The organism is Kribbella sp. NPDC031520 (genome assembly GCF_055580825.1).
In genome coordinates this window covers 1,332,710-1,356,181 of the sequence record NZ_JBVIKS010000001.1, presented here as the reverse complement: position 1 = coordinate 1,356,181, position 23,472 = coordinate 1,332,710, and the positions used below count along the sequence as shown (strand labels likewise).

The 23,472-nt window shown below is 69.2% G+C and carries 31 protein-coding genes; 17 read left to right on the top strand and 14 right to left on the bottom strand.

The window, feature by feature from the left end:
* Nucleotides 1-8 precede the first annotated feature (8 nt).
* From ACZ5BU_RS06820 to ACZ5BU_RS06795, 6 genes are read left to right on the top strand one after another with little or no spacing between them, the layout of a single operon-like run.
* Complete coding sequence (locus ACZ5BU_RS06820) at nucleotides 9-941, top strand: Ppx/GppA family phosphatase (RefSeq protein ID WP_465696133.1); 933 nt, start codon at nucleotides 9-11, stop codon at nucleotides 939-941.
* A 4-nt stretch (nucleotides 942-945) separates the two neighbouring features.
* On the top strand, nucleotides 946-1,794 hold the full coding sequence (locus ACZ5BU_RS06815) for a sugar phosphate isomerase/epimerase family protein (RefSeq protein WP_465696131.1): 849 nt from the start codon (nucleotides 946-948) through the stop codon (nucleotides 1,792-1,794).
* Nucleotides 1,791-2,396, top strand: a complete 606-nt coding sequence (locus ACZ5BU_RS06810) for a TetR/AcrR family transcriptional regulator (RefSeq protein ID WP_465696130.1) — start codon at nucleotides 1,791-1,793, stop codon at nucleotides 2,394-2,396. The genes ACZ5BU_RS06815 and ACZ5BU_RS06810 overlap by 4 nt, the downstream gene beginning before the upstream one ends.
* Entirely contained in the window at nucleotides 2,396-2,965 is a 570-nt protein-coding gene (locus ACZ5BU_RS06805; RefSeq protein WP_465696128.1) for an HD domain-containing protein, read from the top strand. Before ACZ5BU_RS06810 ends, ACZ5BU_RS06805 begins: the two co-directional genes overlap by 1 nt.
* 39 nt (nucleotides 2,966-3,004) lie before the next feature.
* Nucleotides 3,005-3,727 (top strand): ABC transporter ATP-binding protein, encoded by a 723-nt coding sequence (locus ACZ5BU_RS06800; protein ID WP_465696126.1) that lies wholly within the window; start codon nucleotides 3,005-3,007, stop codon nucleotides 3,725-3,727.
* A complete protein-coding gene (locus ACZ5BU_RS06795) occupies nucleotides 3,724-4,461 on the top strand; it encodes an ABC transporter permease (protein ID WP_465696124.1) in 738 nt (245 codons plus the stop codon). Before ACZ5BU_RS06800 ends, ACZ5BU_RS06795 begins: the two co-directional genes overlap by 4 nt.
* 22 nt (nucleotides 4,462-4,483) lie before the next feature.
* Here the strand turns inward: ACZ5BU_RS06795 and ACZ5BU_RS06790 are convergent, their stop codons facing one another.
* From ACZ5BU_RS06790 to ACZ5BU_RS06780, 3 genes are read right to left on the bottom strand one after another with little or no spacing between them, the layout of a single operon-like run.
* On the bottom strand, nucleotides 4,484-5,461 hold the full coding sequence (locus tag ACZ5BU_RS06790; RefSeq protein ID WP_465696122.1) for a hypothetical protein: 978 nt from the start codon (nucleotides 5,459-5,461) through the stop codon (nucleotides 4,484-4,486).
* An 11-nt stretch (nucleotides 5,462-5,472) separates the two neighbouring features.
* Entirely contained in the window at nucleotides 5,473-5,979 is a 507-nt protein-coding gene (locus tag ACZ5BU_RS06785; RefSeq protein WP_465696121.1) for a SigE family RNA polymerase sigma factor, read from the bottom strand.
* 55 nt (nucleotides 5,980-6,034) lie between these two features.
* Nucleotides 6,035-7,069, bottom strand: a complete 1,035-nt coding sequence (locus ACZ5BU_RS06780) for a DUF695 domain-containing protein (protein WP_465696119.1) — start codon at nucleotides 7,067-7,069, stop codon at nucleotides 6,035-6,037.
* Between the two features lie 176 nt (nucleotides 7,070-7,245).
* Here ACZ5BU_RS06780 and ACZ5BU_RS06775 point away from each other — a divergent pair, with 176 nt between their 5' ends.
* Complete coding sequence (locus tag ACZ5BU_RS06775) at nucleotides 7,246-8,175, top strand: proline dehydrogenase family protein (protein ID WP_465696117.1); 930 nt, start codon at nucleotides 7,246-7,248, stop codon at nucleotides 8,173-8,175.
* A 12-nt stretch (nucleotides 8,176-8,187) separates the two neighbouring features.
* Here the strand turns inward: ACZ5BU_RS06775 and ACZ5BU_RS06770 are convergent, their stop codons facing one another.
* Complete coding sequence (locus ACZ5BU_RS06770) at nucleotides 8,188-8,715, bottom strand: hypothetical protein (protein ID WP_465696116.1); 528 nt, start codon at nucleotides 8,713-8,715, stop codon at nucleotides 8,188-8,190.
* 101 nt (nucleotides 8,716-8,816) lie between these two features.
* On the opposite strand from ACZ5BU_RS06770, the gene proC reads away from it, so the two are divergent.
* The gene (proC, locus tag ACZ5BU_RS06765) at nucleotides 8,817-9,620 is read left to right on the top strand and encodes a pyrroline-5-carboxylate reductase (RefSeq protein WP_465696114.1); all 804 of its coding nucleotides are present in this window, start codon (nucleotides 8,817-8,819) and stop codon (nucleotides 9,618-9,620) included.
* A 73-nt stretch (nucleotides 9,621-9,693) separates the two neighbouring features.
* A complete protein-coding gene (locus tag ACZ5BU_RS06760) occupies nucleotides 9,694-10,272 on the top strand; it encodes a hypothetical protein (RefSeq protein WP_465696113.1) in 579 nt (192 codons plus the stop codon).
* Here ACZ5BU_RS06760 and ACZ5BU_RS06755 read toward each other — a convergent pair.
* Nucleotides 10,265-10,696 (bottom strand): PPOX class F420-dependent oxidoreductase, encoded by a 432-nt coding sequence (locus ACZ5BU_RS06755; protein ID WP_465696111.1) that lies wholly within the window; start codon nucleotides 10,694-10,696, stop codon nucleotides 10,265-10,267. The genes ACZ5BU_RS06760 and ACZ5BU_RS06755 overlap by 8 nt on opposite strands.
* A gap of 50 nt (nucleotides 10,697-10,746) precedes the next feature.
* Between ACZ5BU_RS06755 and ACZ5BU_RS06750 the strand changes: the two genes are divergently transcribed.
* Nucleotides 10,747-11,103: a winged helix-turn-helix transcriptional regulator gene (locus tag ACZ5BU_RS06750; RefSeq protein WP_465696110.1), complete on the top strand. Its 357-nt coding sequence runs from the start codon at nucleotides 10,747-10,749 to the stop codon at nucleotides 11,101-11,103.
* Nucleotides 11,104-11,107: 4 nt separating this feature from the next.
* Nucleotides 11,108-12,010, top strand: a complete 903-nt coding sequence (locus tag ACZ5BU_RS06745; RefSeq protein ID WP_465696108.1) for a TIGR03560 family F420-dependent LLM class oxidoreductase — start codon at nucleotides 11,108-11,110, stop codon at nucleotides 12,008-12,010.
* Here the strand turns inward: ACZ5BU_RS06745 and ACZ5BU_RS06740 are convergent.
* The 4 genes from ACZ5BU_RS06740 to ACZ5BU_RS06725 form a co-directional block, all read right to left on the bottom strand.
* Nucleotides 11,996-12,742, bottom strand: coding sequence for an endonuclease/exonuclease/phosphatase family protein (locus ACZ5BU_RS06740; protein WP_465696106.1), 747 nt, complete (start codon nucleotides 12,740-12,742; stop codon nucleotides 11,996-11,998). The genes ACZ5BU_RS06745 and ACZ5BU_RS06740 overlap by 15 nt on opposite strands.
* On the bottom strand, nucleotides 12,739-13,707 hold the full coding sequence (gene trpS, locus ACZ5BU_RS06735; RefSeq protein ID WP_465696104.1) for a tryptophan--tRNA ligase: 969 nt from the start codon (nucleotides 13,705-13,707) through the stop codon (nucleotides 12,739-12,741). The genes ACZ5BU_RS06740 and trpS overlap by 4 nt, the downstream gene beginning before the upstream one ends.
* A 144-nt stretch (nucleotides 13,708-13,851) precedes the next feature.
* Nucleotides 13,852-14,607: an SGNH/GDSL hydrolase family protein gene (locus tag ACZ5BU_RS06730; RefSeq protein ID WP_465696102.1), complete on the bottom strand. Its 756-nt coding sequence runs from the start codon at nucleotides 14,605-14,607 to the stop codon at nucleotides 13,852-13,854.
* A 169-nt stretch (nucleotides 14,608-14,776) separates the two neighbouring features.
* On the bottom strand, nucleotides 14,777-15,361 hold the full coding sequence (locus tag ACZ5BU_RS06725; protein ID WP_465696101.1) for a TetR/AcrR family transcriptional regulator: 585 nt from the start codon (nucleotides 15,359-15,361) through the stop codon (nucleotides 14,777-14,779).
* A gap of 79 nt (nucleotides 15,362-15,440) precedes the next feature.
* Here ACZ5BU_RS06725 and ACZ5BU_RS06720 point away from each other — a divergent pair, with 79 nt between their 5' ends.
* From ACZ5BU_RS06720 to ACZ5BU_RS06710, 3 genes are all read left to right on the top strand, one after another.
* Complete coding sequence (locus tag ACZ5BU_RS06720) at nucleotides 15,441-15,752, top strand: hypothetical protein (protein ID WP_465696099.1); 312 nt, start codon at nucleotides 15,441-15,443, stop codon at nucleotides 15,750-15,752.
* A gap of 17 nt (nucleotides 15,753-15,769) precedes the next feature.
* On the top strand, nucleotides 15,770-16,945 hold the full coding sequence (locus ACZ5BU_RS06715) for an acetoin utilization protein AcuC (RefSeq protein ID WP_465696098.1): 1,176 nt from the start codon (nucleotides 15,770-15,772) through the stop codon (nucleotides 16,943-16,945).
* A gap of 118 nt (nucleotides 16,946-17,063) precedes the next feature.
* Nucleotides 17,064-17,279, top strand: a complete 216-nt coding sequence (locus ACZ5BU_RS06710) for a helix-turn-helix domain-containing protein (protein WP_012923942.1) — start codon at nucleotides 17,064-17,066, stop codon at nucleotides 17,277-17,279.
* Between the two features lie 50 nt (nucleotides 17,280-17,329).
* Here ACZ5BU_RS06710 and ACZ5BU_RS06705 read toward each other — a convergent pair whose 3' ends face one another.
* Complete coding sequence (locus tag ACZ5BU_RS06705; protein ID WP_465696096.1) at nucleotides 17,330-17,824, bottom strand: MarR family winged helix-turn-helix transcriptional regulator; 495 nt, start codon at nucleotides 17,822-17,824, stop codon at nucleotides 17,330-17,332.
* 63 nt (nucleotides 17,825-17,887) lie between these two features.
* Here ACZ5BU_RS06705 and ACZ5BU_RS06700 point away from each other — a divergent pair, with 63 nt between their 5' ends.
* Nucleotides 17,888-19,123: an amidohydrolase family protein gene (locus ACZ5BU_RS06700; protein WP_465696094.1), complete on the top strand. Its 1,236-nt coding sequence runs from the start codon at nucleotides 17,888-17,890 to the stop codon at nucleotides 19,121-19,123.
* On the opposite strand, the gene ACZ5BU_RS06695 is transcribed toward ACZ5BU_RS06700, so the two are convergent.
* Nucleotides 19,113-19,973 (bottom strand): alpha/beta fold hydrolase, encoded by an 861-nt coding sequence (locus ACZ5BU_RS06695; RefSeq protein ID WP_465696093.1) that lies wholly within the window; start codon nucleotides 19,971-19,973, stop codon nucleotides 19,113-19,115. The genes ACZ5BU_RS06700 and ACZ5BU_RS06695 overlap by 11 nt on opposite strands.
* Before the next feature lie 54 nt (nucleotides 19,974-20,027).
* Here ACZ5BU_RS06695 and ACZ5BU_RS06690 point away from each other — a divergent pair, with 54 nt between their 5' ends.
* Entirely contained in the window at nucleotides 20,028-21,785 is a 1,758-nt protein-coding gene (locus ACZ5BU_RS06690; RefSeq protein ID WP_465696091.1) for a BTAD domain-containing putative transcriptional regulator, read from the top strand.
* On the opposite strand, the gene ACZ5BU_RS06685 is transcribed toward ACZ5BU_RS06690, so the two are convergent.
* From ACZ5BU_RS06685 to ACZ5BU_RS06675, 3 genes are read right to left on the bottom strand one after another with little or no spacing between them, the layout of a single operon-like run.
* The gene (locus ACZ5BU_RS06685; RefSeq protein ID WP_465696089.1) at nucleotides 21,782-21,997 is read right to left on the bottom strand and encodes a hypothetical protein; all 216 of its coding nucleotides are present in this window, start codon (nucleotides 21,995-21,997) and stop codon (nucleotides 21,782-21,784) included. The two genes, ACZ5BU_RS06690 and ACZ5BU_RS06685, sit on opposite strands and share 4 nt — an antisense overlap.
* Nucleotides 21,998-22,041: 44 nt before the next feature.
* Entirely contained in the window at nucleotides 22,042-22,524 is a 483-nt protein-coding gene (locus ACZ5BU_RS06680; RefSeq protein WP_465696088.1) for a GNAT family N-acetyltransferase, read from the bottom strand.
* A gap of 31 nt (nucleotides 22,525-22,555) precedes the next feature.
* Nucleotides 22,556-23,218: a class I SAM-dependent methyltransferase gene (locus ACZ5BU_RS06675; protein ID WP_465696087.1), complete on the bottom strand. Its 663-nt coding sequence runs from the start codon at nucleotides 23,216-23,218 to the stop codon at nucleotides 22,556-22,558.
* A gap of 110 nt (nucleotides 23,219-23,328) precedes the next feature.
* On the opposite strand from ACZ5BU_RS06675, the gene ACZ5BU_RS06670 reads away from it, so the two are divergent.
* The gene (locus ACZ5BU_RS06670) at nucleotides 23,329-23,430 is read left to right on the top strand and encodes a 30S ribosomal protein bS22 (protein WP_008356322.1); all 102 of its coding nucleotides are present in this window, start codon (nucleotides 23,329-23,331) and stop codon (nucleotides 23,428-23,430) included.
* Nucleotides 23,431-23,472: the final 42 nt, after the last annotated feature.

Sequence of the window (23,472 nt, the reverse complement as noted above, 5' to 3'; positions counted from 1 at the left end):
GTGAGGGTATGCGGCTCGGCGTACTCGACGTGGGATCCAACACCGTCCACCTGCTCGTGGTGGACGCACATCGTGGTGCCGCGCCGCTCCCGGCGTACTCGCACAAGACCGAGTTGCGGCTGGCCGAGCACCTCGACAAGGACGGCCGGATCGACCAGTCCGGCGCCGACGGGCTGATCGCGTTCACCAAGGAAGCGGTCGACCTGGCCGAGGACAAGGGCTGCGAGTCGGTGCTCGCGTTCGCCACCTCTGCGCTCCGTGAGGCGCCGAACGGCGAGAAGGTGCTGGACCGCGTCCGCGCCGAGACCGGCGTCGACCTCGAGGTGCTCAGCGGCGACGACGAGGCCCGGCTGACGTTCCTCGCCGTCCGCCGGTGGTTCGGCTGGTCCTCCGGCCGGCTGGCCGTGTTCGACATCGGTGGCGGCTCGCTGGAGATCGCCGCCGGGTCGGACGAGCAGCCGACCGTCGCGGAGTCGGTCCAGCTCGGTGCCGGGCGGCTCACCCGCGAGAGCCTGACCGCGGACCCGCCGGACAAGGACGAGGTACGCGCGCTCCGCCGCCGGATCCGGCTGGAGCTGGCCGCGGTCGCCGGTCCGGTACTTCGGGCCGGCAGGCCCCAGCGCTCCGTGGCCACCAGCAAGACGTTCCGCTCGCTCGCCCGGATCACCGGCGCCGCCCCGTCCGCCGACGGACCGTACGTACCGCGCAGCCTGAACCGGGACGACCTGAACGAGTGGATCCCGAAGCTGACCAAGATGTCGGCCGCCGAGCGGGCCGCCCTGCCCGGCGTCTCGGCCGGTCGCGCTTCCCAGCTGACCGCCGGCGCACTGGTCGCCGACGCGGTGATGGACCTCTTCGACCTGTCCGCGCTCGAGATTTGCCCGTGGGCGCTCCGTGAGGGTGTCATCCTGTCAAGGCTCGACCAGCTCCAACCCCGGTGAACGAATGAACCCCCGTACGACCGCGAAGATCGGCCTGTCCACAGCCTCCGTCTACCCCGAGTCCACCGCCAGCGGTTTCGAGCTGGCCGCCCGGCTCGGGTACGACGGGGTCGAGGTGATGATCGGGATCGATCCGCTGAGCACCCAGATCGACGCGATCCAGCGGCTGATCGACTACCACCAGTTGCCGGTGCTGGCGCTGCACGCGCCGACGCTGCTGATCATGCAGCGCGTCTGGGGTACCGACCCGTGGAGCAAGCTCGAGCGCAGCGCCGAGGCGGCGAAGGAGCTCGGCGCGGACGTGGTCGTCGTCCACCCGCCGTTCCGCTGGCAGCGGGACTACGCCCGCGGGTTCGTCGAGGGGATCGCCCGGCTGGAGGCCGAGACCGGCGTGACGCTCGCGGTCGAGAACATGTACCCGTGGCGCGCGCCGGGGCGGGACCTGCAGGCGTACGCGCCGAGCTGGGACCCGACCGAGCAGACGTACGCGCACACCACACTCGACCTGTCGCACGCGTCCACCGCCGAGCAGGACTGCGTCGAGCTCGCCGCGACGATGGGCAAGAGCCTCACCCACGTACACCTCACCGACGGCACCGGCTCCGCGAAGGACGAGCACCTGGTCCCGGGCCGCGGTACGCAGCGCGCCGCCGACCTGCTGAACGAGCTGGCGAAACAAGACTTCCGCGGGCACATCATCGTCGAGATCAACACCCGGCGCGCGACCAGCCGCTCCGAGCGCGAGGTCGACCTGGTCGAGTCGCTGGAGTTCACCCGCCGGCACTTCGTGAAGTCCCGCCGGACGCCGTTCGCGGTCACCCCGGAAGGGGAGATCTCGGAGCTGACGCCGTGACGGCTGCCCGCCGTACGCAGGGACGCGGTACGCCGGGACGCCGGCCGGGCGGCCCTGACACCCGGGGGGAGATCGTGCGGTCGGCCCGGGAATCCTTTGCGGACAAGGGTTTCGCGGCCACCTCGCTGCGCGCGGTCGCCCGCGGCGCCGGGGTCGACGCCGCGCTCGTGCACCACTACTTCGACAGCAAGGACGCGCTGTTCGTCGAGGCGATGGCGATCCCGGTCGACCCGCGGATGATCGCCGCACAGATCCTCGACGGGCCGGTGGAGGAGATGGGCCGGCGGATCGCCACCGCCTTCCTCGGGGTGTGGGAGACGCCGGACGGGCAGCAGCGGATGCAGGCCCTGTTCGGCAGCATCGTCAGCAGCGACGAGGTGGCCCGGATGATGCGGGAGGGCATCGGGCAGATGATCCTGCAGCCGGTCTCCCAGGCACTCGACGTACCGGACGCGGCGCTCCGGGTCGGTCTGGCCGGGACCCAGCTGGTGGGGGCCGCCATGCTCCGGTACGTCGTGCGGCTCGAGCCGCTCGCCTCGCTCGACGTCGAGGAACTGATCGACCGCGTCGCACCGGTCCTGCAGCAGTACCTGACCGGCTGATGGAGATCCCGACCGACGCGGAGATCCTTGCTCTGCATCGCGACCAGGCGCCGAGCCGGGCGGCGTTCGAGCTGGTGTACGAGCACTGCGAGCTCGTCACCCAGGTGGCCTCGCAGTTCTTCGACGGTCTGGACGTGGACACGGATCTGGTGCGGGCAGGTGCGTTGCTGCACGACATCGGGGTGTACCGGCTGGAGTCGGCGGCGTACGTCCGGCACGGCGTCCTCGGGTACGAGCTGCTCGCGTCGCTCGGGTTCCCGGTCGAGCTCTGCCGGTTCGCCTCGTGCCATACCGGCATGGGCATCACCCGGGAGGACGTCGTACGGCAGGGGTTGCCGATCCCGGTGGACGACTACGTGCCGCGGACGCCGGAGGAGGAGCTGGTGATGTATGCCGACAAGTTCCACAGCAAGCGGATACCACCGGTGTTCGTGTCCGGGAACACGTACGCGACCGAGGTGGGACGGTTCGGCGCGGACAAGGTCCTGCGGTTCGGTGAGCTCCGGCATCGGTACGGCGAGCCGGACCTGGGCCCGCTGAGCGACGCCACCGGATACGCCGTCATCTGACCCTTGCACCGGTTCGGCTGCCCGCGCTAAATTCATCACATGATGAAAAACGCGGTGAGCTGCCACGACCTGGTCGTGGTGCGGGGTGACCGGGAGGTCCTGCACGGGGTCGGGTTCGACCTCCACGCCGGCACCGTGACCGGTCTGCTCGGGCCGTCCGGATGCGGCAAGACCACGCTGATCCGCGCGATCGTCGGTCTGCAGGCGCAGGTCACCGGCGACGTCTCGGTGCTCGGGTCGCCGGCCGGTGCGCCGAATCTGCGCGGGCGGATCGGGTACGTGACCCAGGAGCCGAGCGTCTACGGCGATCTGACCGTGGTCGAGAACGTACGCTTCTTCGCGGCCGTACTCGGCGTCCCGGCCTCCGAGGTGACCCGGGTGATCGAGGCCGTCGACCTGACCGAACATGCCGACGCGCGGGTGGACAGTTTGTCCGGCGGGCAGCGTTCGCGCGCCTCACTGGCGGCCGCGTTGCTCGGGAGTCCTGAGCTGTTGGTGTTGGACGAACCAACGGTTGGCCTGGATCCCGTGCTGCGCAGGGACTTGTGGGCTCTCTTCCACCAGTTGGCGGACGCGGGTTCGACGCTGCTCGTCTCGAGCCACGTGATGGACGAGGCGTCGCGCTGCGACCGGTTGCTGCTGATGCGCGACGGTGAACTGCTCGCCGACGAGACCCCCGACGCGCTGCTCGACTCGGTCGGGACCAGCGACATCGAGCAGGCGTTCCTCACCCTGATCGAGCGAAAGGCAGGTGCGCGATGACTCCGCGCGTGACGTTCGCGATCGCGGCCAGAGTGCTGGCCCAACTCCGGCGGGACCACCGCACGGTGGCGATGCTGATCCTGCTGCCGTCCGTCTTCATCAGCCTGATGTGGTGGATCTTCCACGACTCCCCGAGGGTGTTCGACCAGGCCGGTGGTCCGCTGCTCGCGGTCTTCCCGTCGATCATCATGTTCGTCGTCACCTCGGTGACGACGCTGCGCGAACGCTCCAGCGGGACGCTGTCGAGGTTGTTCACGATGCCGATGTCCAAGCTGGACTTCCTGCTCGGCTACGCGCTGGCGTTCGCACTGGTCGCCCTCGTGCAGGCGGTGGTCGTGGTCTCGATCTCGCTCTATCTGCTCGGTCTGGACATCCAGGGCGCGGCCTGGCAGCTGGGCGTGGTCGCCGTACTGGACGGCGTACTGGGTGCCGCGCTCGGCCTGTTCGCGAGCGCCTTCGCCGCCACCGAGTTCCAGGCGGTGCAGATGATGCCGGCGATCATGATCCCGCAGATTCTGCTGTGCGGCCTGTTCGTCCCCCGCGACCAGCTACCGTCGATCCTGCACGCGATCAGCGACGTACTGCCGCTGTCCTACGCGGTCGACGCCGTCCTTGGAGTTGCCAAAGGCAACGGTCTGACCACCGGGACCGGCGGCGACACCCTCGTTGTCGCCGCCTTCATCCTCGCCGCCCTCGGCCTCGGCGCCGCCACCCTCAAACGGCGCACGGCCTAGCGTGGGCAGACGACGGCCGGAGCTAGCGGAAGGTCTTCACGATTCGCCCTTGGCGGTCGTACGCGGCGATGCTCGGGCGGGCGCCGGCTTTGTAGGGGCCTGACTGCCAGGTGAACGTGAACCAGCCGTCCGGGCCGACCGGGACCTGGTAGATCGGGCCGTCTCCCATCCGGAGGCGGATCGCGATCGCGTCCGTCGCGGCGACGCGGCCCCAGCCGACGATTGCGTAGCCGCCGCAGGTCGTGGCGCTGCAGGCCAGACTGGTCATGCCGCCGGTGCGGTACAGGTCTGCTCGGGTCGTGGTGTCGGGCGGCGTTACGAACCACGCCGCGCCTTCGAGGCCGTCGTACTTGTCCTTGCGTGAGTCCAGTTCGCACTCGACCGCCTTCCGGCCGCTCGGCGAGACCGCGACCAGCGCCGCCTTGCCGAAGCCCTTCGACAGGTCGGTCGCCACGACCTGCCACTTGGTCAGGTCCACCCAGGCGAGCACCGAGCAGTTCCGCAGCTTGTCCGTTGCGCTGACCGGCAGGCGGTTCTGTGCGAGCGCGGCCTCGAGTTCCGCTGACGGCTTGTCACCGCCGGGGACCAGGCAGGGCAGGCTCTTCCCGCCGACCTTGACCATGACGAACGAGCCTGCCCGGATGCTGCCCACGGCCGGCTCCGCCAGGGTGACGGACTCGTTCGGGTACTTGAACGCGCACCGCCGGGCGGCTTCCGTGCGGGTGATCAGCTGGCCTGCACTGTCCTCGCCGCGGGGTACCCCTGGTACGGGGCTGAACTGTGAATCGTTCGCTACCTCGGGCTTTGTGCCTGCTGGGAGCAGGCCGGCGCCGACCGCAATCGCCGCGACACAGGCGATTGCTCCGCCGACCCCCAGGAGGGTGCGGCGGCGCCGGCCGCGGTGGCCGCGGTCGAGCAGTTGGGTGGTGTCGATCGGTTCGATCGGTCCCGCGTCGGCCAGCCGGTGCAGTTCGGCGCTGATGTCACGTACGTCTTCCATGTTCTCCTCCTTCACAGCGCCCTGCTCGTCCGTCGCTGGTCGATGGCCTGCCGGAGCGTCACGAGACCACGCGCGGCCTGGCTCTTCACGGTGCCTTCCGTGCAGCCGAGGAGTTCTGCGGTCTGCTCGACGGACAGGTCCTCGTAGTAGCGGAGTACGACACACGCTCGCTGGCGCGGCGGCAACGAGCGCAACGCGTCCAGTACTTCGTCCCGCTCGGCATGCCCGGCGGTGAAGTCGTCCGCCTGCGCGTGATCGGGCAGCTCCCCGGTCGCGACCTCCCGGCGCCAGGGCCGACGCCCTCCGTCGTAGGCCGCGTTCACCACCATCCGGCGGGCGTACGCGAACGGGTTCCCCACCCGCCGTACTTTCGGCCACTTGAGATACAGCTTGTACAACGCGTCCTGCACCACGTCGTCGGCCCGATGCCGGTCCCCTGACATGAGAAACGCAGTACGCCGCAACCCCGGCCCGGCCTCCTCGACAAAGGCCACGAACTCCCGATCCCGCTCCGCCATCCCACCTCCCTCTCCACCCCAAGACGGAAACCGCGGTCTCCGGGGTTGCATCGCCTCAGCCGGAGAGGTGGGAGACGTTGTGCCAGGCGGGGTCAGGGGTGCTGGTGACGGTGACTTTGCCGTGGGGCCAGCCGGTGGTGGCGGCCTGCAGTTGGGCGTCCGCGGGGGTGGTGCCGTCGATGTAGTAGTGCAGGGTGCGGACGCCGGCGGAGGTTTCGTGGGCGAGGAGGTTGCCGGAGCCGCCGAGGCGGTCGGTGAGGTGGTCCTCGAAGGCGCGGAGTTCGTCGAGCATCTCGGACTCGGGCAGGCCGTCCTCGCGGACGACGGGGTACCGGATCGACACCGCCACATGCGTGTCGAGGTGCGGCCGCCGGATCGAGCGCAGCGGGTACTCCGCGGTCGCGATCACCCGTTGCCCGTCACGCGTACCCTCGAGCATCTTCCACGCCGGGCTGCCGTCCTCCAGCGTGTGCTCGGCCGCGAACCCCGCCACCGCCGGCAGCAGTTCCATCACCGGTACGGCGTCCGCCGGGGCATCCGCGAGCGTGTCGATCGCCCCCACCCACGTCTCCACCATCTCCTCGCCGAGCACCAGATCGAGGATCAGGAACGTCACCCGCCGCTGCACGTCCACCGACAGCGACGCGAACGACGGATGGTGTACGCCGACGTGCACCGACGCGGAGTCCGGCTCGATCGACACCAGCGACTCGTCGATCGCCACCGGCGGGAGCCCCTCGAACTGGATCGTCACGGGAGGTCCCGGCCGGCGCAGATCGGCGTACTCCCAGAGCTGGTCCGACGGCGGCGCGGCCCGCAGCCAGCGCCGGGCGGTCGCGCGCTGCGCCGGGTTGCCGGCCGCGGTGACGATCAGTACGTGCTCGGCGTGCAGCCCGGGGCCGAGCTCCCACTCCAGGTCGGGGTGGATCCGGCCGACGCGCTCGTTCAGCTCGGCGTTCGCGCCATCCGGTTCCCGGCGGGCGACGGCGTCCGCGACGGCCGCGCTGCCGGTGGTCGTCCACCAGGACCAGAACGCGCCGATCGGGTCGGCCTCCACGGCGTTCCGGCGGCGGCGTCTGAAGATGGGCATAGCCGCATCCTCTAACAACCAGGGGTGCGACCAGGTCCTAACGATCCTGAAGCGAACCAGTGCGGCCGGTGGTGTGGTCCGGGCCACACGATTCCGCAAAGCCAGGTTCAGGCGCGTAACCTGCAAACACCGCTGGCGGCCACAGCCGCGCGTGGGTTCACGAGGAGGAACACGTAGTGCTTCGGCGAGTCCTGCTGGGCATGTCCCGCAGTCCCCAGATCAAGAAGGCCGTGTCGTCGCTGCCGGTGTCCAGCGGCATCGTCGCCCGGTTCGTCGCCGGTGAGACCGCTCCGGAGGCCGTACTCGCCACCGAGAAGCTCGTCAGCAACGGCTTGCGGGTCACCCTCGACCACCTCGGCGAGGACGTCACCGACCTGGCCGCGGCGACCGCGACCGCCGACGCGTACCTGGACCTGCTGAAGAAGCTGTCCGCGGCCGGTCTGACCGCGAACGCCGAGGTCTCGGTGAAGCTGTCCGCGGTTGGCCAGGCGCTCCCCGGGGACGGCGAGAAGATCGCCCTGGAGAACGCGCGGACGATCTGCCTCGCGGCCCGCAACGCCGGTACGACGGTGACCCTCGACATGGAGGACCACACCACCACCGACTCCACGCTGGGCATCCTCCGCGAGCTGCGCCAGGACTTCCCGGAGACCGGCGCGGTCCTGCAGGCGTACCTGCGCCGTACGGAGGCCGACTGCCGCGACCTCGCGTACGCGGGCTCCCGGGTCCGGCTCTGCAAGGGCGCGTACAAGGAGCCCGAGTCGGTCGCGTTCCAGGAGAAGCGCCAGGTCGACAAGGCGTACGTACGCGCGATGAAGGTCCTGATGAACGGCGACGGCTACCCGATGATCGCGTCGCACGACCCGCGGCTGATCTCGATCGCGGGCGCGCTGGCCGACCGCGCCGGCCGGAAGCCGGGCTCCTTCGAGTACCAGATGCTGTACGGCATCCGCCCCGAGGAGCAGCTCCGCCTGGCCGGCCTCGGCCACACGATGCGGATCTACATCCCGTACGGCGAGGACTGGTACGGCTACCTGGTCCGCCGCCTCGCCGAACGCCCCGCCAACCTCCAGTTCTTCGCCCGCTCCTTGATCAGCAAGAAGTAGGCAACAACCGGCTCAGCACGGATAGCCGTACTGCGTGCCGTACCAGGCACTCCAGCCGGTGAAGTTCCGGGTGTCGCCGTCCTTGAGCTCGTACATCTCCCAGCGGACGCACTTGCCTTCGATGTGGTCGTAGTTGCACTTCCCCCAGCCCTGAGCGGCCGGGAGCGCCTGGCAGTACCGGTCCTTGCCGTAGTTGGTCTGTACGTGCACGACGGCGGCCCAGCCGTTGGCGTCGCCGTCGATCACCCACTGGTCGTCACCGACCCACTGGTAGCAGGTAGCGCCGATCTCGTAGCCGTAGAGGATGCAGTGGTCGACCGGCGCGGTATAGGAGAAGCCTGCTGCCGACATCGCTGCGGGAGCGGCAGCCGTGGCCATGGTCGGATTGGTCAGCGTTCCGGTGTCGCCGTCATCGGTGTCGGCGTCCGCGGGCTGGACGATGGCCGTCGCTCCTGGTGCGAAGGCGGTGGCTTGAGTGGAGCCGCCGACCAGCAGCAGGAGTGCGGCGGCGGAGATGGCGAGGGCGGCGCGAAGTCGCATGGGCGGTCCTTCCCGGGACGGAGGGGCGGAGAAGAGAGCCTATGTCCCGGTTCGTGGGCAGCGGGACCAAGATCTGGGCAGTTCGTCAGTAGTCTGTGGGCATGAGTGCAAAGGTGGCCGTTCTCGGGGCGGGTGTGATGGGGGAGACGTTGCTGTCCGGGCTGATTCGGGCCGGGTGGCGACCGGAGGACCTCCTGATCACCGAGCGCCGCCCGGAGCGCGCCGCCGAGCTGCGTGAGCGGTACGGCGTCGACGTCGTGTCGAACCTGGACGCCGCGAAGCAGGCGGACACGCTGGTCCTGGTGGTGAAGCCGCAGGACATGCCGGACCTGCTCGCCGAGATCGCCCCGGCGGTGCAGCCGACGCAGACGGTCGTGTCGCTCGCGGCCGGTATCACCACCGGCTTCGTCGAGTCGCGGTTGCCCGAAGGCGTCGCCGTCGTCCGTGTCATGCCGAACACGCCGGCCCTGGTCGACGAGGGGATGGCCGCGATCTCCCGCGGTGCGCACTGCGACGAGAGCCACCTCGAGCTGGCCGAGAGTCTGCTGGCCGCGACCGGCCGCGTGGTCCGGGTGCCGGAGAAGCAGCAGGACGCGGTGACCGCGATCTCCGGTTCGGGTCCGGCGTACATCTTCTTCGTGGTCGAGTCGATGATCGAGGCCGGCGTGCACATGGGGCTGCCGCGCGGTACGGCGACCGAGCTCGTCGTACAGACCGTGGTCGGTTCCGCGAAGCTGCTGCGCGAGACCGGCGAGCACCCGACAGTACTGCGGGAACGCGTGACGTCTCCCGGCGGTACGACCGCTGCCGCCGTACGGGAACTCGAGGACCACAAGGTCCGCGCCGCGTTCCTGTCCGCCATCGAGGCCGCCCGCAACCGCTCCCGCGACCTGGCAGCCGAATAACACCTCTTGCTCAGGTGGCGTTAAGGTAACCCAGCCGAGGTTTCCTGCCATGTTCGAGGGATTGAGTCCGCCCATGGGTAATGGTTCGGTCGAGCCGGTCACCAAGCCTGCACAGCTCGAGGAGCAGCAGCAGGAGGTGCCGCAGCTCCCGTGGCGCGTGCCGCTGGATCCGGCGCCGTGGTGGGCGTGGGCGCTGTTCCTGCTGCCGTTCGTCGCCGTCCCCGCGCTCAACTCGTGGCTGTGGATGGGTGCCCGCGACATGCTCGCGGTCGGCCTGCTGACGATCATCGGCGCGTCCGTGGTCCGGGTCGCCGGGGGCGTCGTGCTGTACCGGGTCGAGCTGTTCCCGACCGGCCTGAAGGCCCGCACCAGCATGCTGATCCGCAGCCTCGCCTGGCAGGACGTCGGCAAGATCGAGATCGGCGACGACAGCGTCGTCCTGACCCGGGGCCCGGACGAGCACGAGATCAACGGCATCCAGCAGGACCGCACCGCCGAGGTCGCCGCGGTGATGGAGGTGCTCCGCGAACGCTCCCTGACCACCCAGGTCCGCCGGCACCGCCCACGCCCCGGCATCGGCACGGCCCTCGTACTGCTCTACGTCGTCCTCTCCATCGGCGCCTTCATGCTCCGCTGGCACCTGGTCATTTGATCCACGGTCCCTCACCGCTCACCCGCTCGACGGTGACGCGGGCGATCACGCCGGTGTCCCAGATTCCTTCGCCGAAAGGGAACTCGGGCAGCCCGAGGTAGCGCTGCGTCTCGCGATCCATCAGCGCCTTGTACTCGTCCGGGATCCCCGGCCCCTCGAGTTTCGCCGTACCGCGCAGCACGAGGTACTGGGTGATCCCGCGCCAGCCGACCTGGTCGTCCTGGATCAGCAGCGTCACGCGCGGATCGCGGAACAGGTTGCGGGTCTTGCGGTGCGGCGCCTGGATCCCGACCAGCACGTCGTCGCCGTCACGCTCAACCCACACGAGCGAGGCCTGCGGCGACCCGTCCGGGTCGATGGTGATGATCGTGGCGTTCTTCGGCTCCTCGAAGAGCCGGTGTGCGGCGGCCGGAATTGTGCTCATACCCGGAACGCTAGGTACTGCCGTGGGAACCTCTGGGTACCCTGACGTCTGTGTACGGAGTGGAACCCGGCGACATCTTCCTGGCCGACTGCCCAGCGAGGCTCGCGGTCGAGGTGATCGCGGACAAGTGGTCGGTCGTCGTCCTGTGGGGACTCAACGACCATGCCCGGCGGCACACGGAGCTGGTCGAACTGATCGGCGGCATCTCGAAGAAGGTGCTCACCCAGACACTCCGCCGGCTGCAGGCCAATGGTCTCGTCACCCGCACCGACCACGGCGGCGTCCCACCGCGCGTCGAGTACGAACTGACCGACCTCGGGCGCACCTTGATGGGCCCGATCCAGCAGCTCACCGAGTGGGCCGAAGAGAACGGAGAAGCAGTCCTCGCGGCCCAGGAGGCAGTATGACCGCATGGACTTCTCTTTGTGGCCCGCAGCGGCTCGTTCTTGGCAGTCAGTGCTCGAAGGAGCGGAGTACGCCGAACGCACCGGATGGCACGGGGTCTGGATCGCCGATCACTTCATGCAGAACGGGGACGACCTGAGCGTCCCGGTCAACGAGTGCCTGGCGTTGATCGCGGGGATCGTCGCCCGGACCGAGCGGGTGCGGGTCGGGTCGATGGTGCTCGGCAACACGTACCGGCATCCTGCCGTGGTCGCGAATGCCGCGGCGACGATCGACCAGATGGCCGGCGGGCGGTTCGTGCTCGGGATCGGGGCAGGCTGGCAGGTCAACGAGCACGAGGTGTACGGGATCGAGCTGCCTGCGATCGGGCCGCGGTTGAAGCGGTTCGAAGAGGCTTGTCAGGTGATCACGGGACTTCTCACCCAGGAACGTACGACGTTCGACGGCAAGTACTACCAGCTTTCGGGCGCGCCCTGTGAGCCGAAGCCTGAGCGCCTTCCGATCCTCATCGGTGCGTCCGGGGAGAAGGTTGCCTTGGGCATCGTTGCTCGGTACGCGGACGAGTGGAACCACTGGGGGCGGCCGGAGGTGGCGGCGCAGAAGGGTGTGGTGTTCGCCCAGCACTGTGAGCGGACAGGGCGGGATCCGCAGAGCGTACGGCGGTCGGCCCAGACGTTCCTGGAGGTTGTCGTGCCGGGGGATGTTGAGGCAGCCGGGCGGAAGCAGCGGCTCGAGAGCCGGGGGATGCACGTCATCATGGGGTCCGCGCAGGAAGTGCTCGACGTGGTGGCGCAGTACCCGGACGCGGGGATCGACGAACTGCTGGTGCCGGACGCGTTTCTGGGCGAGGGCAACCGGAGGTTCGAGGCGCTGGAGCGACTGCGTGAAGAGGTACTAGCGAAGATCTAGCGTCGCGACGACCGGCCAGTGGTCGCTCGGTAGGCGACCTTCGGGGCGGAAGTGCGAGACGGCCGCGTCGCTCACGGTCCACTCCTTCGTGACGAGGAGGTGGTCGATGCGGTCGTTGTCGACGGTGCCCGTGAAGTCGTGCCAGGTGCCGCCTTCGGACAGCGGTACGGCGAGCCGCAGGCCCGCGTCGACCAGAGTCTTGACCGGCAGCGAGTCCGGCGTCGCGTTCAGGTCGCCCATCACGATCCACGGCAGCGATCCGGTGATCCAGCGTGCGATCAGCCGGGACGACTGCAGCTGCGCGACCTCGCCCGCGTGGTCGTAGTGCGTGTTGACGACGCCGACCGTCGTACCGTTGCGGTGCCGCAGCCAGACCAGCGTCGCGATCCGGGTCAGGTCGGCGTCCCATCCGATCGATCCCGGCGTCCCCGGGTCGTCGGACAGCCAGCGGGTCTCGTACCGTTCGATCCGCCAGTCGCCGGGCCGGACCAGGACGGGGGAGTGCTCACCGGCACTCATCCCGTCGTCCCGGCCGGCGCCGACGATCTCGTACTTGCCGAACCGCCAGCGCAGGTACTCGAGCTGGTCGGGCAGCACCTCCTGCAGCCCGACCACGTCCGCGTCCAGCTGTTCGATCGCCGCCACTGTCGCCTTCCGTCGGACCGGCCAGGCGTTGTCGCCGTCCGGCGCGGACGAGTTGCGGATGTTGAACGAGGCGGCGCGGATCTTCATGGCGCAGATCCTGCCAAACCCATCGCCCGCATCGCAGCCTGGAGGCGCGGCGTGCTCGCCTCGAGCGCCCGGTCGCGCCCTTGCGCGAGCAGGTGATCGATCGCGCCGGGGTCGGTCGCCAACCGCGCGTACTCCTTCTGCAGCGGCTCGATGACGGCCAGCACGGCGTCCGCGACGTCCTGCTTGAGCGCGCCGTACGACGTGTACGACGTGGCCAGCTCGACCGGGTCGCCGTCGGTGCAGGCGGCCAGGACGTCCAGCAGGTTGGTGACGCCGGGCTTGTTCGCCTCGTCGTGCCGGACCTCGTTCTCGGAATCGGTGACGGCGCGCATGATCTGCCGGCGGATCACGTCCACCGGGTCGAGCAGCCGGATCGTGCCGACCGCGTCGTCGGCGTCGGACTTGCTCATCTTCGCGGTCGGGTTCTGCAGGTCCTTCACCCGGGTCGCCAGCGCCGCCTTGTTCAGCCGCGGTACGACGAACGTCTCGCCGTACTCGCGGTTGAACCGGATCGCGACGTCCCGGGCCAGTTCGACGTGCTGGTCCTGGTCACCACCGACGGGGACCCGCTCCGCGCCGTACAGCAGGATGTCCGCGGCCATCAGGCACGGGTACGTGAACAGCGACGCCCGGGTCATCGGGCGGCCCTTGCCCTTCTCCTTGTACTGGATCATCCGGGACAGCTCACCGACGTACGACGTGCACTCGAGCAGGTACGCGAGCTGCGCGTGGGTGGGTACGTCGGACTGGACGAACACCGTGCCCTCGGGGACGCCGGCCGCGAGCATCAGCGTCGCGAACTCGCGGGTGAGTGTGGCGAGTCTTCGGGGATCGTGCTTGGTCGTCATCGCGTGCAGGTTCGCGACGAAGTAGAAACCGTCCGGGTCGGTGAACCGGCGGAGTGCGCCGAGGTGGTTGCCGAGCGTCAGCCGGCCGGACGGGGTGATGCCGGAAAGCGAAGTCATGATCGTGCCCTTTCGATGGTGTGAGGCCCCACCGAGGACATGAAAAAGGCCGCCTCGGTGAGGCGGCCTTGGTGGCTGCGTGCGAACACGCCAGGGGGACCGCCCTAGGCGGCCCACCACAGCTGCAAGTTCGTGTTCACATCATCAGCCTAGCAGCGATTGGACGATCAGCTCGTTGCGGGCGTCCTGGCCCAATGGCACGGACGGGTGGACGCCGTCGCGCAGGTAGTTGACGAGACGGTACGGCTTGACCCAGAGCCACTCGGCCCAGCGGACGATCCGCAGGTTCGGGTACTTCGTCTGCGCGTCGTACAGCTGCATGTTGAGCCACGAGCTGTTGCGCTGGTCGGCCTGCTGCACGGCCGCTGTCGCGCTCGTGCGTACGACCTGGATGTCGACCCAGAACACGGTCCGGTCCCGGCCGACGATGCTCATCGCGCGGTCGACCTGGGCCCGGAAGTTCGGCGGGTCGAAGATGTCGTTCGAGCCGCTCGCCATCAGGATCCGCTTCGGCAGGCCGTACGCCGACGCGATCTGCTGGAGCGCGTCGACCGCGCCCGAGGTCGGGCGGCTGGACCAGTTGTGGACGGCCAGCTGGGTGCCGTTCCGGTTCAGCAACCGGATCGCCAGCGCCTTGCCGTCCTGGACCGAGATGCTGTCGCCGAACATGTAGACGCCGTTGGTCTCGCGGGTGTACTGGAACTGCGCGGCGGTCGAGATCGCGTGCGTCGCGGTCGTCCAGGACCCGGCCACACCGGAGCCGTACGGCCCGGTGGACGCGGTCGCACTGGCGAACGCGGAGCTGCTCGCGGACGCGGTCTGGGTCTGGGCGGCGCCGGCCGCAGTCACCGCGGCCGCGGCCGCGCCGACCGTGAAGATCTGCCGACGGTTGGGTTTCATTTGCCTCACGGGAGAACCTTGGGCCCCTCGGTCGGGTACTCGCAAGTCCGAATCTCACTGTCCGCAGTCGGACGGAACCGGAACAGATGCAGATTCTGCGGTTTCTCGGCACGAAATTGCAAAACCTGTAACGCTTTGCAGTCCGCCACCGATGAATCGACTGTTGGACCTAACGGGCCGGCGCAGCCAGGGAGGGGTGCTGCGCGGCCCGTTCGTCCTGCACGAGATGCTCGATCAACGGCCCCGCGATCGCCATCAGCTCCTGCGGCGGTACGTCGAGGCCGTCGAGTTTCACCAGATGCCGCGAGATCACCAGGCCGAGGGTCAGTGCGCCGATCACCCCGGAGCGCACCAGCGCGTCGTCGCCGGGCAGCTGATCCGCTACCTGCCGCTGCTGGGCCGTCATCGCCGTGCGCACCTCGTCAGCCGCTTCCGGATGGCTGAACATCGCGCGCAGCGCGGCCAGCGCGGCGGCCGGTTCCTCGGTCAGCTTGCCGGTCAGCGCCGCGATCAACTGCTCCGCGATCTCCGCCGGTGAGCCCTCGATCGCCCCGTCCGGCGGGATCGAGGCTGCCTGTGCGAACAGCTTCTCCTTCGAGCCGAAGTACCGCATCACCAGCCCAGGATCGCTGCCGGCCCGGCTCGCGACCATCCGCACGGTGGTCCGGTCGAACCCGTGCTCGCCGAACAGCTCCCGTGCCGCGGTGAGGATCCGGACCTCGGTCTGCCTGCGTTGCTCCGCCCTGGTGCTCACGAGATTCAGTCTACGCATGTTGACTGATCTCTGATACGGTTTCAGTCAACAGATGTAGACTCAAACCGAGGAGAAGTCGATGATCCAGGCGATCCTGCTGGCCTTCCTGGCCGGGCTGATGGCACTGAACGGCGTCCCGCACTTCGTTACCGGCATCACCGGGCACGAGTTCCCCAACCTCACCGGCAACTCGGCGACCAACAACGCCGTCGGCGGCCTCGCGGCCTTCGCGATCGCCGCCGGGCTGCTCGCCGCTGCGCATGTCGGTGCGCATCCCTGGGCGGCGCTGATCGCGGGAGCGTTCGGAGCCGTCCTGATGACCCTCTTCCACGCCCGCCGCGGCGCCTACTGGATGAGCCGCCGCTTCGGCAGACCACTTCCCGAAGTCTGACGGTTAAGGTCAAGGGCATGAGTGGTGAGGCGTTGCTGGTCTTCGACGACGGGTTGACGGCGTACGACTTCGGCCGTGGGCATCCGATGAGTCCGATCCGGGTCGAGTTGACGATCAAGCTCGCCCGCGAGTTCGGGGTCCTCGACCAGCTCAAGATCGTGCCGGCGCCGACCGCCGACGACGCGCTGCTCGAGACCGTGCACACCGCGGAGTACGTCGCCGCCGTGAAGCGCGCCGGCGAGGACCCGGACGAGTCCGACCCGGTGCACGGTCTCGGTACGTCGGACACGTACTGCTTCCCGCACATGCACGAGGTCTCCGCCCGGATCGCCGGCGCCTCCGTCGAGGCGGCCCGCGCGGTCTGGGAGGGCGACGTACTGCACGCCGCGAACATCGCCGGCGGCCTCCACCACGCGATGCCCAACCAGGCCAGCGGTTTCTGCGTGTACAACGATCCGGCGATCGCGATTCAGTGGCTGCTCGACCACGGTGCCGAGCGGGTCGCGTACGTCGACGTGGACGTGCATCACGGGGACGGCGTACAGACCGTCTTCTACAACGACCCGCGCGTACTCACGGTCAGCCTGCACGAGTCGCCGACCACGCTCTTCCCGGGGACCGGCAGCGCGGGCGAGACCGGCGGCCCGGACGCGGAGGGTACGGCGGTCAACGTCGCGCTCCCGCCCGGCACCGGCGACGCCGGCTGGTTGCGCGCGTTCCACGCCGTCGTACCCGCTGTGGTGAAGGCGTTCCGGCCGCAGGTGCTGGTCACGCAGCACGGATGTGACTCCCACGTCGAGGACCCGCTCGCGCATCTGACCAAGACGATCGACGGTCAGCGGGCGGCGTACGTCGCTCTGCACGACCTCGCGCACCAGCTCACCGACGGGAAATGGATCGCCACCGGCGGCGGTGGGTACGCGATCATCGACGTGGTTCCGCGGGCCTGGACGCACCTGCTCGCGATCGTCGCCGGCAACCCGATCGACCCGGCGACCGCGGTGCCGCAGGCGTGGCGCGACGAGGTGCAAATGCGCTTCGGGCGCGTCGCTCCGGTCCGGATGACCGACGGCCGCGACGCGTCGTACGTCGACTGGTCCAGCGGCTACAACCCGGACACCTGGCTCGACCGCGCGATCAACGCGACCCGCGAGGCGAGCTTCCCTTTGCTAGGTCTCGACCCGAGCTACTGAGTCACACGAGTCCCCCTCTTTCCCATTCGTACCAACAGCCACTACCCTCGTGACATGCACGGACGTAGGTGCCGGAGGGGAAGCCGGCGCACGATCCGTGCTGGAAGTGCGGTGCGCAATGGCATCAAAGAAGTCCGGCGGTGAGCAGCCGCTCGCCGAGGTGAAGTTTCTGACCGTGGCGGAGGTCGCCACGGCCATGCGCGTGTCCAAGATGACGGTGTACCGGCTGGTGCACTCCGGTGAGCTGCCCGCGGTGCGGGTGGGTCGTTCGTTCCGGGTCTCCGAGGACGCGGTGCACGACTACCTCAAGGGCGCCTTCTTCCAGGCCGGATAACCACAGAAGCCGAGGGGGCCGGATCCACGGACCGGCCCCTTCGTCATGCCTCAGCCCGCGCTTCTGCCTGGCGTGATGTTCCGCAACGCCTTGGTCGCGTACTCGATCGTGTCGTCGGGCAGCTCCGACCACAGCTCGTGGTGAGCAGCCGCGCTGGCTTTCACTGCCTGTTCGGCCAGTGCGACCCCCTCGGGCGTGAGGCGGATCTGCGTACCGCGGCCGTCGGCCGGATCGGGCTCACGGACGACCAGGCCCCGTCGGACCAGCTGATTCGTCACGTTGCTCGTACCGCCCGTGGACAGCAGCAGGCTCCGGCTGAGGTCGGACGGCTTCTGGCGGTACGGCGTACCGGACCGGCGCAGCGCCACGATCACGTCGAACTCGGCCGTGGTCAGCCCGAGGTCGCGGAGCACCCGCCGGGTCGCCTCGTTCAGCGCGCCGGACAGCACCAGGATCCGCTTCGTGAGCTCGCTGGACGGATACAGCACCTCCGGCAGCTCCTGGCCCCACGACGCGATCAGCCGGTCCACCGGATCGTCGTTCATGGTTGACATCCTAGGATGCTTTGGTGATAGCTTTTCATAAAGCTTTCTACTGAGGGAGATTTCGTGAGGCTGTTGCTCGAGGGCGGGACGGTGATCGACACGTTCCCGGAGGTCGTCGTACGGCGGAACACCGACGTACTGATCGAGGACGGGCGGATCGCCGCGGTCGGGCCGGGACTGGGGGCGGACGCCGAGGTGATCGATGCGCGGGAGCGGATCGTGTTGCCCGGGTTCGTGGACACCCATCGGCATCTATGGCAGACGGCACTGCGCGGGGTCGCGGTCGACGCCGGCCTCGGAACGTACTTCGAGCGCGTGCTCGGGTCGTACGGTTCGCGGTTCCGGGCCGAGGATGTTGCTGCGGGCAACATCGTTGGGGCGCTGGAGTGCCTGGACGCCGGGATCACCACGGTGCAGGACTATTCCCATGTGCAGCGCACGCCCGATCACGCCGACGCTGCGCTGGACGCGCTGGAACGGAGCGGTATCCGGGCCGTGTTCGGGTACGGGCCGTCGCCGTTGAGCGGTGGTGCGGTGGACCCGGGGGAGATGCGGCGGATCATGGCGCGCCGGTCCGCGCGGCTCGGGCTGGCGGTGGCGGCGATCGGGCCGTCGTTCGCACCGTTCGAGACCGTACGGGCAGACTGGGAGCTGGCGGATTCGCTCGGGATGCCGGTGGTGGTACACCTCAGCAGCAGCTCCGACACGCCGGACCCCGTGACGCGACTGCGGGACGCCGGGCTGGCGCGGCCGAACACGTTGTACGTACACGGCAACAACCTGCCCGACGCCGAGTTGAAGGTGATCGCGGAGACCGGGGCGGCGGTGTCGGTGACGCCGACGGTCGAGGCGCGGATGGAGATGGGCCAACCGCTGGCGCCACGTCTCCGCGCGGCCGGGGTCGACTTCAGCCTCGGAATCGATGTCGTGACGACGTCCGGCGGCGACATGTTCCGGGCGATGCACGAGGTACTTGCCCTTGGCTACAACACCTTCACCGCCGCCGAGGTTCTCCAGCTGGCAACGTACGCCGGCGCCCAGGCCCTCGGTCTCGCCGACGTCGGGTCCCTTGCTATAGGCAACCAGGCCGACCTGATCCTGCTCCGCGCCACGGACGTCAACCTTGCCGGCGGCCTGCACGACCCTGTGGCCACCGTGGTGACGTCGGCCCACCCCGGCAACGTGGACACGGTCCTGGTAGCCGGCGCCCCGGTCAAGCAGAACGGCCGAATCACCAGCACCTCGCTACCAGGAGCCCTGACAGCCCTGGCCAACTCAACCGCCCACCTCACCGCTTGAGGAGAGCGCGGAGTGCCGTGGTGATCTCCTCGGGGGACTCTTCGGCCATGAAGTGGCCGGCTGTGGTGGTTCGGTGCTGGAGGTCGGTGGTCCAGTTCTTCCAGCGGGCGGCGGCGTCGAAGCCCAGTGCCGCGCCCCAGTCCTGCTGGATCACCGTGACCGGCATCCGGAGTTTGTTGCCGGTGGCAAGGTCGTCCTCGTCGTGGGTGACGTCGATCGTGGCCGACGCCCGGTAGTCCGCCACGATCGACGGTACGGCGTTCCGCGACGCCTTCAGGTACTCCGCGCGCACGTCCGCCGGGATCGCCGCCGGGTCGTTCGCCCACAGGTCCAGGAAGTACCCGAAGAACTCGTCCGGCGCGGCCTCGATCATCCGCTCCGGCAACCCGGCCGGCTGCGCCATCAGGTACAGATGGAACCCGACCGCCGCGGTCGTCCCGTGCATGACGTCCCACATGTCCAGCGTCGGCAGTACGTCGAGACACATCAGCTGCGTGACCACGTCCGGATGATCGAGGCCCGCCCGGAACGCCACCAACGCGCCGCGATCATGCCCGACCAGCGCGAACCGTGAATGCCCGAGCGCGGCCGCCACCGCCACCACGTCCGCCGCCATCGCCCGCTTGGAATACCCGTCCAGCGGTTTCCCGCTCTCGCCGTACCCGCGCAGATCCGGGCAGATGACGGTGTGCTCCGCGGCAAGCTCCCGCGCCACGTGACGCCACATCAGGTGCGTCTGCGGAAACCCGTGCAGCAACACCACCGGCGTACCCGATCCCCCGACAGCTACGTTCAGCTCGATGTCATCCACCCCGCGCACGCGGACGTACTCGAATCCTTCGATCTTCATGCCACCCAGCGTCGCGCCGGCCGATGAGCATTCGATGAGCGCTACCGTGGCCGGGTGGAGTTCGGGGTGCTCGGTCCGGTGGTGGCCTGGGATCGCGAGCCGGTCGATCTGAAGGGGCCGCGGCATCGGGCCGTGCTCGCCCGGCTGATCGTCGCGCGCGGTCGGGTCGTGCCGGCGAACGTGCTGGTCGACGACCTCTGGCCCGATCCGCCGGACGGTGCGTTGAGCTCGTTGCGGACGTTCGTGGCCGCGCTCCGTCGTGCGGTCGAGCCCGACCGTCCACCACGTGCGCCTGCCCGGTTGCTGGTCACCGAGGGGCCCGGGTATGCGCTCCGGACCGGCAACGTCGACGCGTGGCGGTTCGAGGCGGCAGTCCGGTCCGAGCTGCCCGCGGAGCGGTTGCTGCCGGAACTCCTGGCCGGGTTGGAGCTGTGGCGCGGTCCGGCGTACGCCGAATTCGCCGACGAACCGTGGGCGCTGGCCGAGCGCGCCCGGCTGACCGAGCTTCGGCTCCAGGCTGTCGAGCGTGTGGCGGGCGCGCGCTTGGAGCTGGGCCTTGCGGCGGAGGCGGTGCCGGACCTTGACGCGCATGTCACCGAGCACCCGTGGCGCGAGGACGCCTGGCGGCTGCTCGCGCTGGCGCTGTACCGGAGCGATCGGCAAGGGGACGCGCTCGCCGTACTGCGTCGTGCCCGCGAGACTCTCGTAGGTCAGCTCGGTGTCGATCCCGGTCCCGCGCTGAGCCGGCTGGAGAGCGACATCCTCAACCAGGCAACGCATCTCGCCCCGAATGTGTGGGCGGAAACGGCTGCGGCCTACGACCGGGCCGTCGGCGGAACCCGGGCCCGGATCGAGTCCACGGTCGGCCTGCTCCGCAACCTCGCGGTCACCGGAGGCGGTGGACTCGAAGCCGCACGCCGCCACCGCCTCGCCGCGATCAAGGCCGCGGAGGAGCTCGCTGATCCCGATCTCACCGCCCGGGTGATCGGCGCGTACGACGTACCCGCGATCTGGACCCGTTCCGACGACGAGGCGCAGGCCGCCGCGATCGTGGCCGCCGCGGAGCGCGTACTGCCGACGCAGGACCACCCGAGCATCCGCGCCCGGCTACTCGCCACGATCGCGCTCGAGTCCCGCGGGTCCCGGGAGGCCGGCCCTCGCGAGGCCGCCCTCGAAGCCGAGCAACTCGCGCGCGGACTCGACGATCCCGCACTGCTGGCGTTCACGTTGAACGGCGTCTTCATGCAGACCTGCTATCGCACCGGCCTCGCACCGGAACGAGACGCGATCGGCGCGGAACTCGTCACGCTGTCGCAGCGCCACAACCTCTTTACCTATGAGGTTCTCGGCCATCTGATCCGTCTGCAGTCGGCCTGCGCACGCGCCGACCACACAGCAGCCGACGAACATGCCGCAGCCGCCGACGCGCTGTCCGCGCGGCATGAGCTTCCACTGGTCGCCGTCTTCACCCGCTGGTACGGCGCTCTGCGCGAAGACACTCCCGATGCGTATCGCTTGGCAGCTGAACTGCTCGACGGTGCGGGGATGCCGGGGTTGAGCGATGGCCTCCTTCCGTTGGCGTTGGCCGCGTACGCCGTACGGCACAACGAACCGGTGCCCGAGGTGGAGTATCAGCCGACGCCCGGGCTGCTTCTCGAGGCGCAATGGTGCCTGACTGCTCGCGTCGCCAGGCAGTCCGGAGACGAAGAGCTGTTGAAGAAGGCGCAGACGACGCTTGCCCCCGCAGCGAACGAGCACGCAGCCGGCAGCGGCTTACTGACCTTCGGCCCGGTCGCCGACTACCTGCGTTAGAGATCCTCGGGCGAGCCGCTCTCGGACTTCCGGTCGGCCTGCACCCGCAGCTCGTAGTGCGACCGATGCGCAGTCCCGCGGTAGCCCTCTTCGTACGCCGCAAGCGCCCCCGCCACCCCGGATCCCCGCCCGTTCCGCCGAGCCCAGGAAGCGAACCAGCTCAACCCGCCGACCACCACCACGAGACCCGCAAGGAACACGACGTAGGCCATGCGCTCCACGGTACCGGGCCCCCAGGCGCAGTCCGCAAGGCGGACTAGAGGTCGAGGCTCCAGTCGTTGCAGCGCATCCAGTGGCCCTTCGGGTACTCGAAGTCGCGCTCGCCAAGTGCCGTGAACCCGGCCTTGCGGCACAACGCGTTGGACGCGGTGTTGGCCACCCCGGGGTACGCGTGCAAGGTCCGGTGTGAGCCCGCGGCGGCCGCGACCTTCGCCACCTCGTGCACCGCGTCCGTGGCCAGTCCGCGCCCCTGGAACTCTGGCAGGATCGCCCAGCCCGTCTCCCAGACGGTCTCGTCGCCCTCGGTGTGTTCCCAGTACCCGATCGAGCCGGCGCGCTCACCGGCGGCGGTGAGGATGACGAACATCTGCCCGGTGAAGGCGTTCTCGACGTACTTGCGATGCCGCTCCTGCAACTTCCCGGGTGTCTCCGGACCACCGAGGTACGCCGTCATCTCGGGCGTGTTGCAACGCTCGAGCAACCCGAAGTCCTGCTCGGTCCAACTGACCAGCGTCACCATGTACTCAGTACATCAGCGGCCACCGACAGGCTCAGCCGGGGCGGTGGGCGCGGAAGGCGAGGGCGTGTGGGATGTCGGGGCCGGCGGGCTCGTCGAAAAGGTCGACGGTCAGGCCGCTTCTGATGATGGCGTTCAGGTAGTCGGTCAGGGTGAGGTGGGACATGCCGATGCGGCGGCGGATGCCGTCCATGCCCCACCAGGGCATGTCGGTGTGCCAGCCGGTCTGCCGGTACGTCGGATGGACGATCCGGCGGCCGTCCTCCTCGTAGACGACATGCGGCCCGTTGAAGCATGGGTGTACGCCGTACGCGACGAGCACACCACCGGGCCGCAGTACCCGCGCCGCTTCCCGCAGGACCGCGCCGAAGTCGTCGACATCGGTCGAGATCCACATCGAGATCGCAGTGTCGAAGGACTCGTCGGCGAACGGCAAGGCCGCCGCGTCACCGTGGAACAAGGAACCGTCGGTGCGCATCCGGGCCCGGCGCAGCTGGTCGATCGAGAAGTCGAGGCCGACGACCGAGCGGCCGCTGGCGCGGATGCTCTCGAAGTTCCTGCCGGTCCCGCAGCCAATGTCCAGACAGGGGCCCGAACCCGGCCCGAGCAGCTCCAGCAGCCCTGGCTGATGCGGCGGCGCGTCCGCCCCGAACCGCTCGTCGTACCAGTCCGCCAGACCGTCGTACCGAGCCCGCATCCAGCCTCCCCAGGTAAGGTCTCACTCTACCGAAGGAGCCCGCTTTAGGTCGGGGAAGACACCTACGGGTAAGCTTTGCCGACGTTCTCTTTGAGTTTGGATGGTCCGACGTGGGTTCCGTTATCAAGAAGCGCCGTAAGCGTATGGCGAAGAAGAAGCACCGCAAGCTGCTGAAGAAGACGCGGGTGCAGCGCCGCAAGCTCGGCAAGTAGTCCGGCACGTACTGTTCTGCCGCGCCCGGTCCGGCTGGGGGT

What these genes read in the sequence shown, in the direction of transcription:
- ACZ5BU_RS06730 (WP_465696102.1), bottom strand. Translation starts at nt 14,607, where the DNA reads ATGAAACCCAACCGTCGGCAGATCTTCACGGTCGGCGCGGCCGCGGCC.
- ACZ5BU_RS06715 (WP_465696098.1), top strand. Translation starts at nt 15,770, where the DNA reads ATGAGTGGTGAGGCGTTGCTGGTCTTCGACGACGGGTTGACGGCGTAC.
- ACZ5BU_RS06785 (WP_465696121.1), bottom strand. Translation starts at nt 5,979, where the DNA reads ATGGCGGAGCGGGATCGGGAGTTCGTGGCCTTTGTCGAGGAGGCCGGG.
- ACZ5BU_RS06780 (WP_465696119.1), bottom strand. Translation starts at nt 7,069, where the DNA reads ATGCCCATCTTCAGACGCCGCCGCCGGAACGCCGTGGAGGCCGACCCG.
- proC (WP_465696114.1), top strand. Translation starts at nt 8,817, where the DNA reads ATGAGTGCAAAGGTGGCCGTTCTCGGGGCGGGTGTGATGGGGGAGACG.
- ACZ5BU_RS06795 (WP_465696124.1), top strand. Translation starts at nt 3,724, where the DNA reads ATGACTCCGCGCGTGACGTTCGCGATCGCGGCCAGAGTGCTGGCCCAA.
- ACZ5BU_RS06740 (WP_465696106.1), bottom strand. Translation starts at nt 12,742, where the DNA reads ATGAAGATCCGCGCCGCCTCGTTCAACATCCGCAACTCGTCCGCGCCG.
- ACZ5BU_RS06805 (WP_465696128.1), top strand. Translation starts at nt 2,396, where the DNA reads ATGGAGATCCCGACCGACGCGGAGATCCTTGCTCTGCATCGCGACCAG.
- ACZ5BU_RS06755 (WP_465696111.1), bottom strand. Translation starts at nt 10,696, where the DNA reads ATGAGCACAATTCCGGCCGCCGCACACCGGCTCTTCGAGGAGCCGAAG.
- ACZ5BU_RS06705 (WP_465696096.1), bottom strand. Translation starts at nt 17,824, where the DNA reads ATGAACGACGATCCGGTGGACCGGCTGATCGCGTCGTGGGGCCAGGAG.
- ACZ5BU_RS06820 (WP_465696133.1), top strand. Translation starts at nt 9, where the DNA reads ATGCGGCTCGGCGTACTCGACGTGGGATCCAACACCGTCCACCTGCTC.
- ACZ5BU_RS06685 (WP_465696089.1), bottom strand. Translation starts at nt 21,997, where the DNA reads ATGGCCTACGTCGTGTTCCTTGCGGGTCTCGTGGTGGTGGTCGGCGGG.
- ACZ5BU_RS06800 (WP_465696126.1), top strand. Translation starts at nt 3,005, where the DNA reads ATGATGAAAAACGCGGTGAGCTGCCACGACCTGGTCGTGGTGCGGGGT.
- trpS (WP_465696104.1), bottom strand. Translation starts at nt 13,707, where the DNA reads ATGACTTCGCTTTCCGGCATCACCCCGTCCGGCCGGCTGACGCTCGGC.
- ACZ5BU_RS06720 (WP_465696099.1), top strand. Translation starts at nt 15,441, where the DNA reads ATGATCCAGGCGATCCTGCTGGCCTTCCTGGCCGGGCTGATGGCACTG.
- ACZ5BU_RS06675 (WP_465696087.1), bottom strand. Translation starts at nt 23,218, where the DNA reads ATGCGGGCTCGGTACGACGGTCTGGCGGACTGGTACGACGAGCGGTTC.
- ACZ5BU_RS06790 (WP_465696122.1), bottom strand. Translation starts at nt 5,461, where the DNA reads ATGGAAGACGTACGTGACATCAGCGCCGAACTGCACCGGCTGGCCGAC.
- ACZ5BU_RS06710 (WP_012923942.1), top strand. Translation starts at nt 17,064, where the DNA reads ATGGCATCAAAGAAGTCCGGCGGTGAGCAGCCGCTCGCCGAGGTGAAG.
- ACZ5BU_RS06680 (WP_465696088.1), bottom strand. Translation starts at nt 22,524, where the DNA reads ATGGTGACGCTGGTCAGTTGGACCGAGCAGGACTTCGGGTTGCTCGAG.
- ACZ5BU_RS06770 (WP_465696116.1), bottom strand. Translation starts at nt 8,715, where the DNA reads ATGCGACTTCGCGCCGCCCTCGCCATCTCCGCCGCCGCACTCCTGCTG.
- ACZ5BU_RS06695 (WP_465696093.1), bottom strand. Translation starts at nt 19,973, where the DNA reads ATGAAGATCGAAGGATTCGAGTACGTCCGCGTGCGCGGGGTGGATGAC.
- ACZ5BU_RS06760 (WP_465696113.1), top strand. Translation starts at nt 9,694, where the DNA reads ATGGGTAATGGTTCGGTCGAGCCGGTCACCAAGCCTGCACAGCTCGAG.
- ACZ5BU_RS06815 (WP_465696131.1), top strand. Translation starts at nt 946, where the DNA reads ATGAACCCCCGTACGACCGCGAAGATCGGCCTGTCCACAGCCTCCGTC.
- ACZ5BU_RS06745 (WP_465696108.1), top strand. Translation starts at nt 11,108, where the DNA reads ATGGACTTCTCTTTGTGGCCCGCAGCGGCTCGTTCTTGGCAGTCAGTG.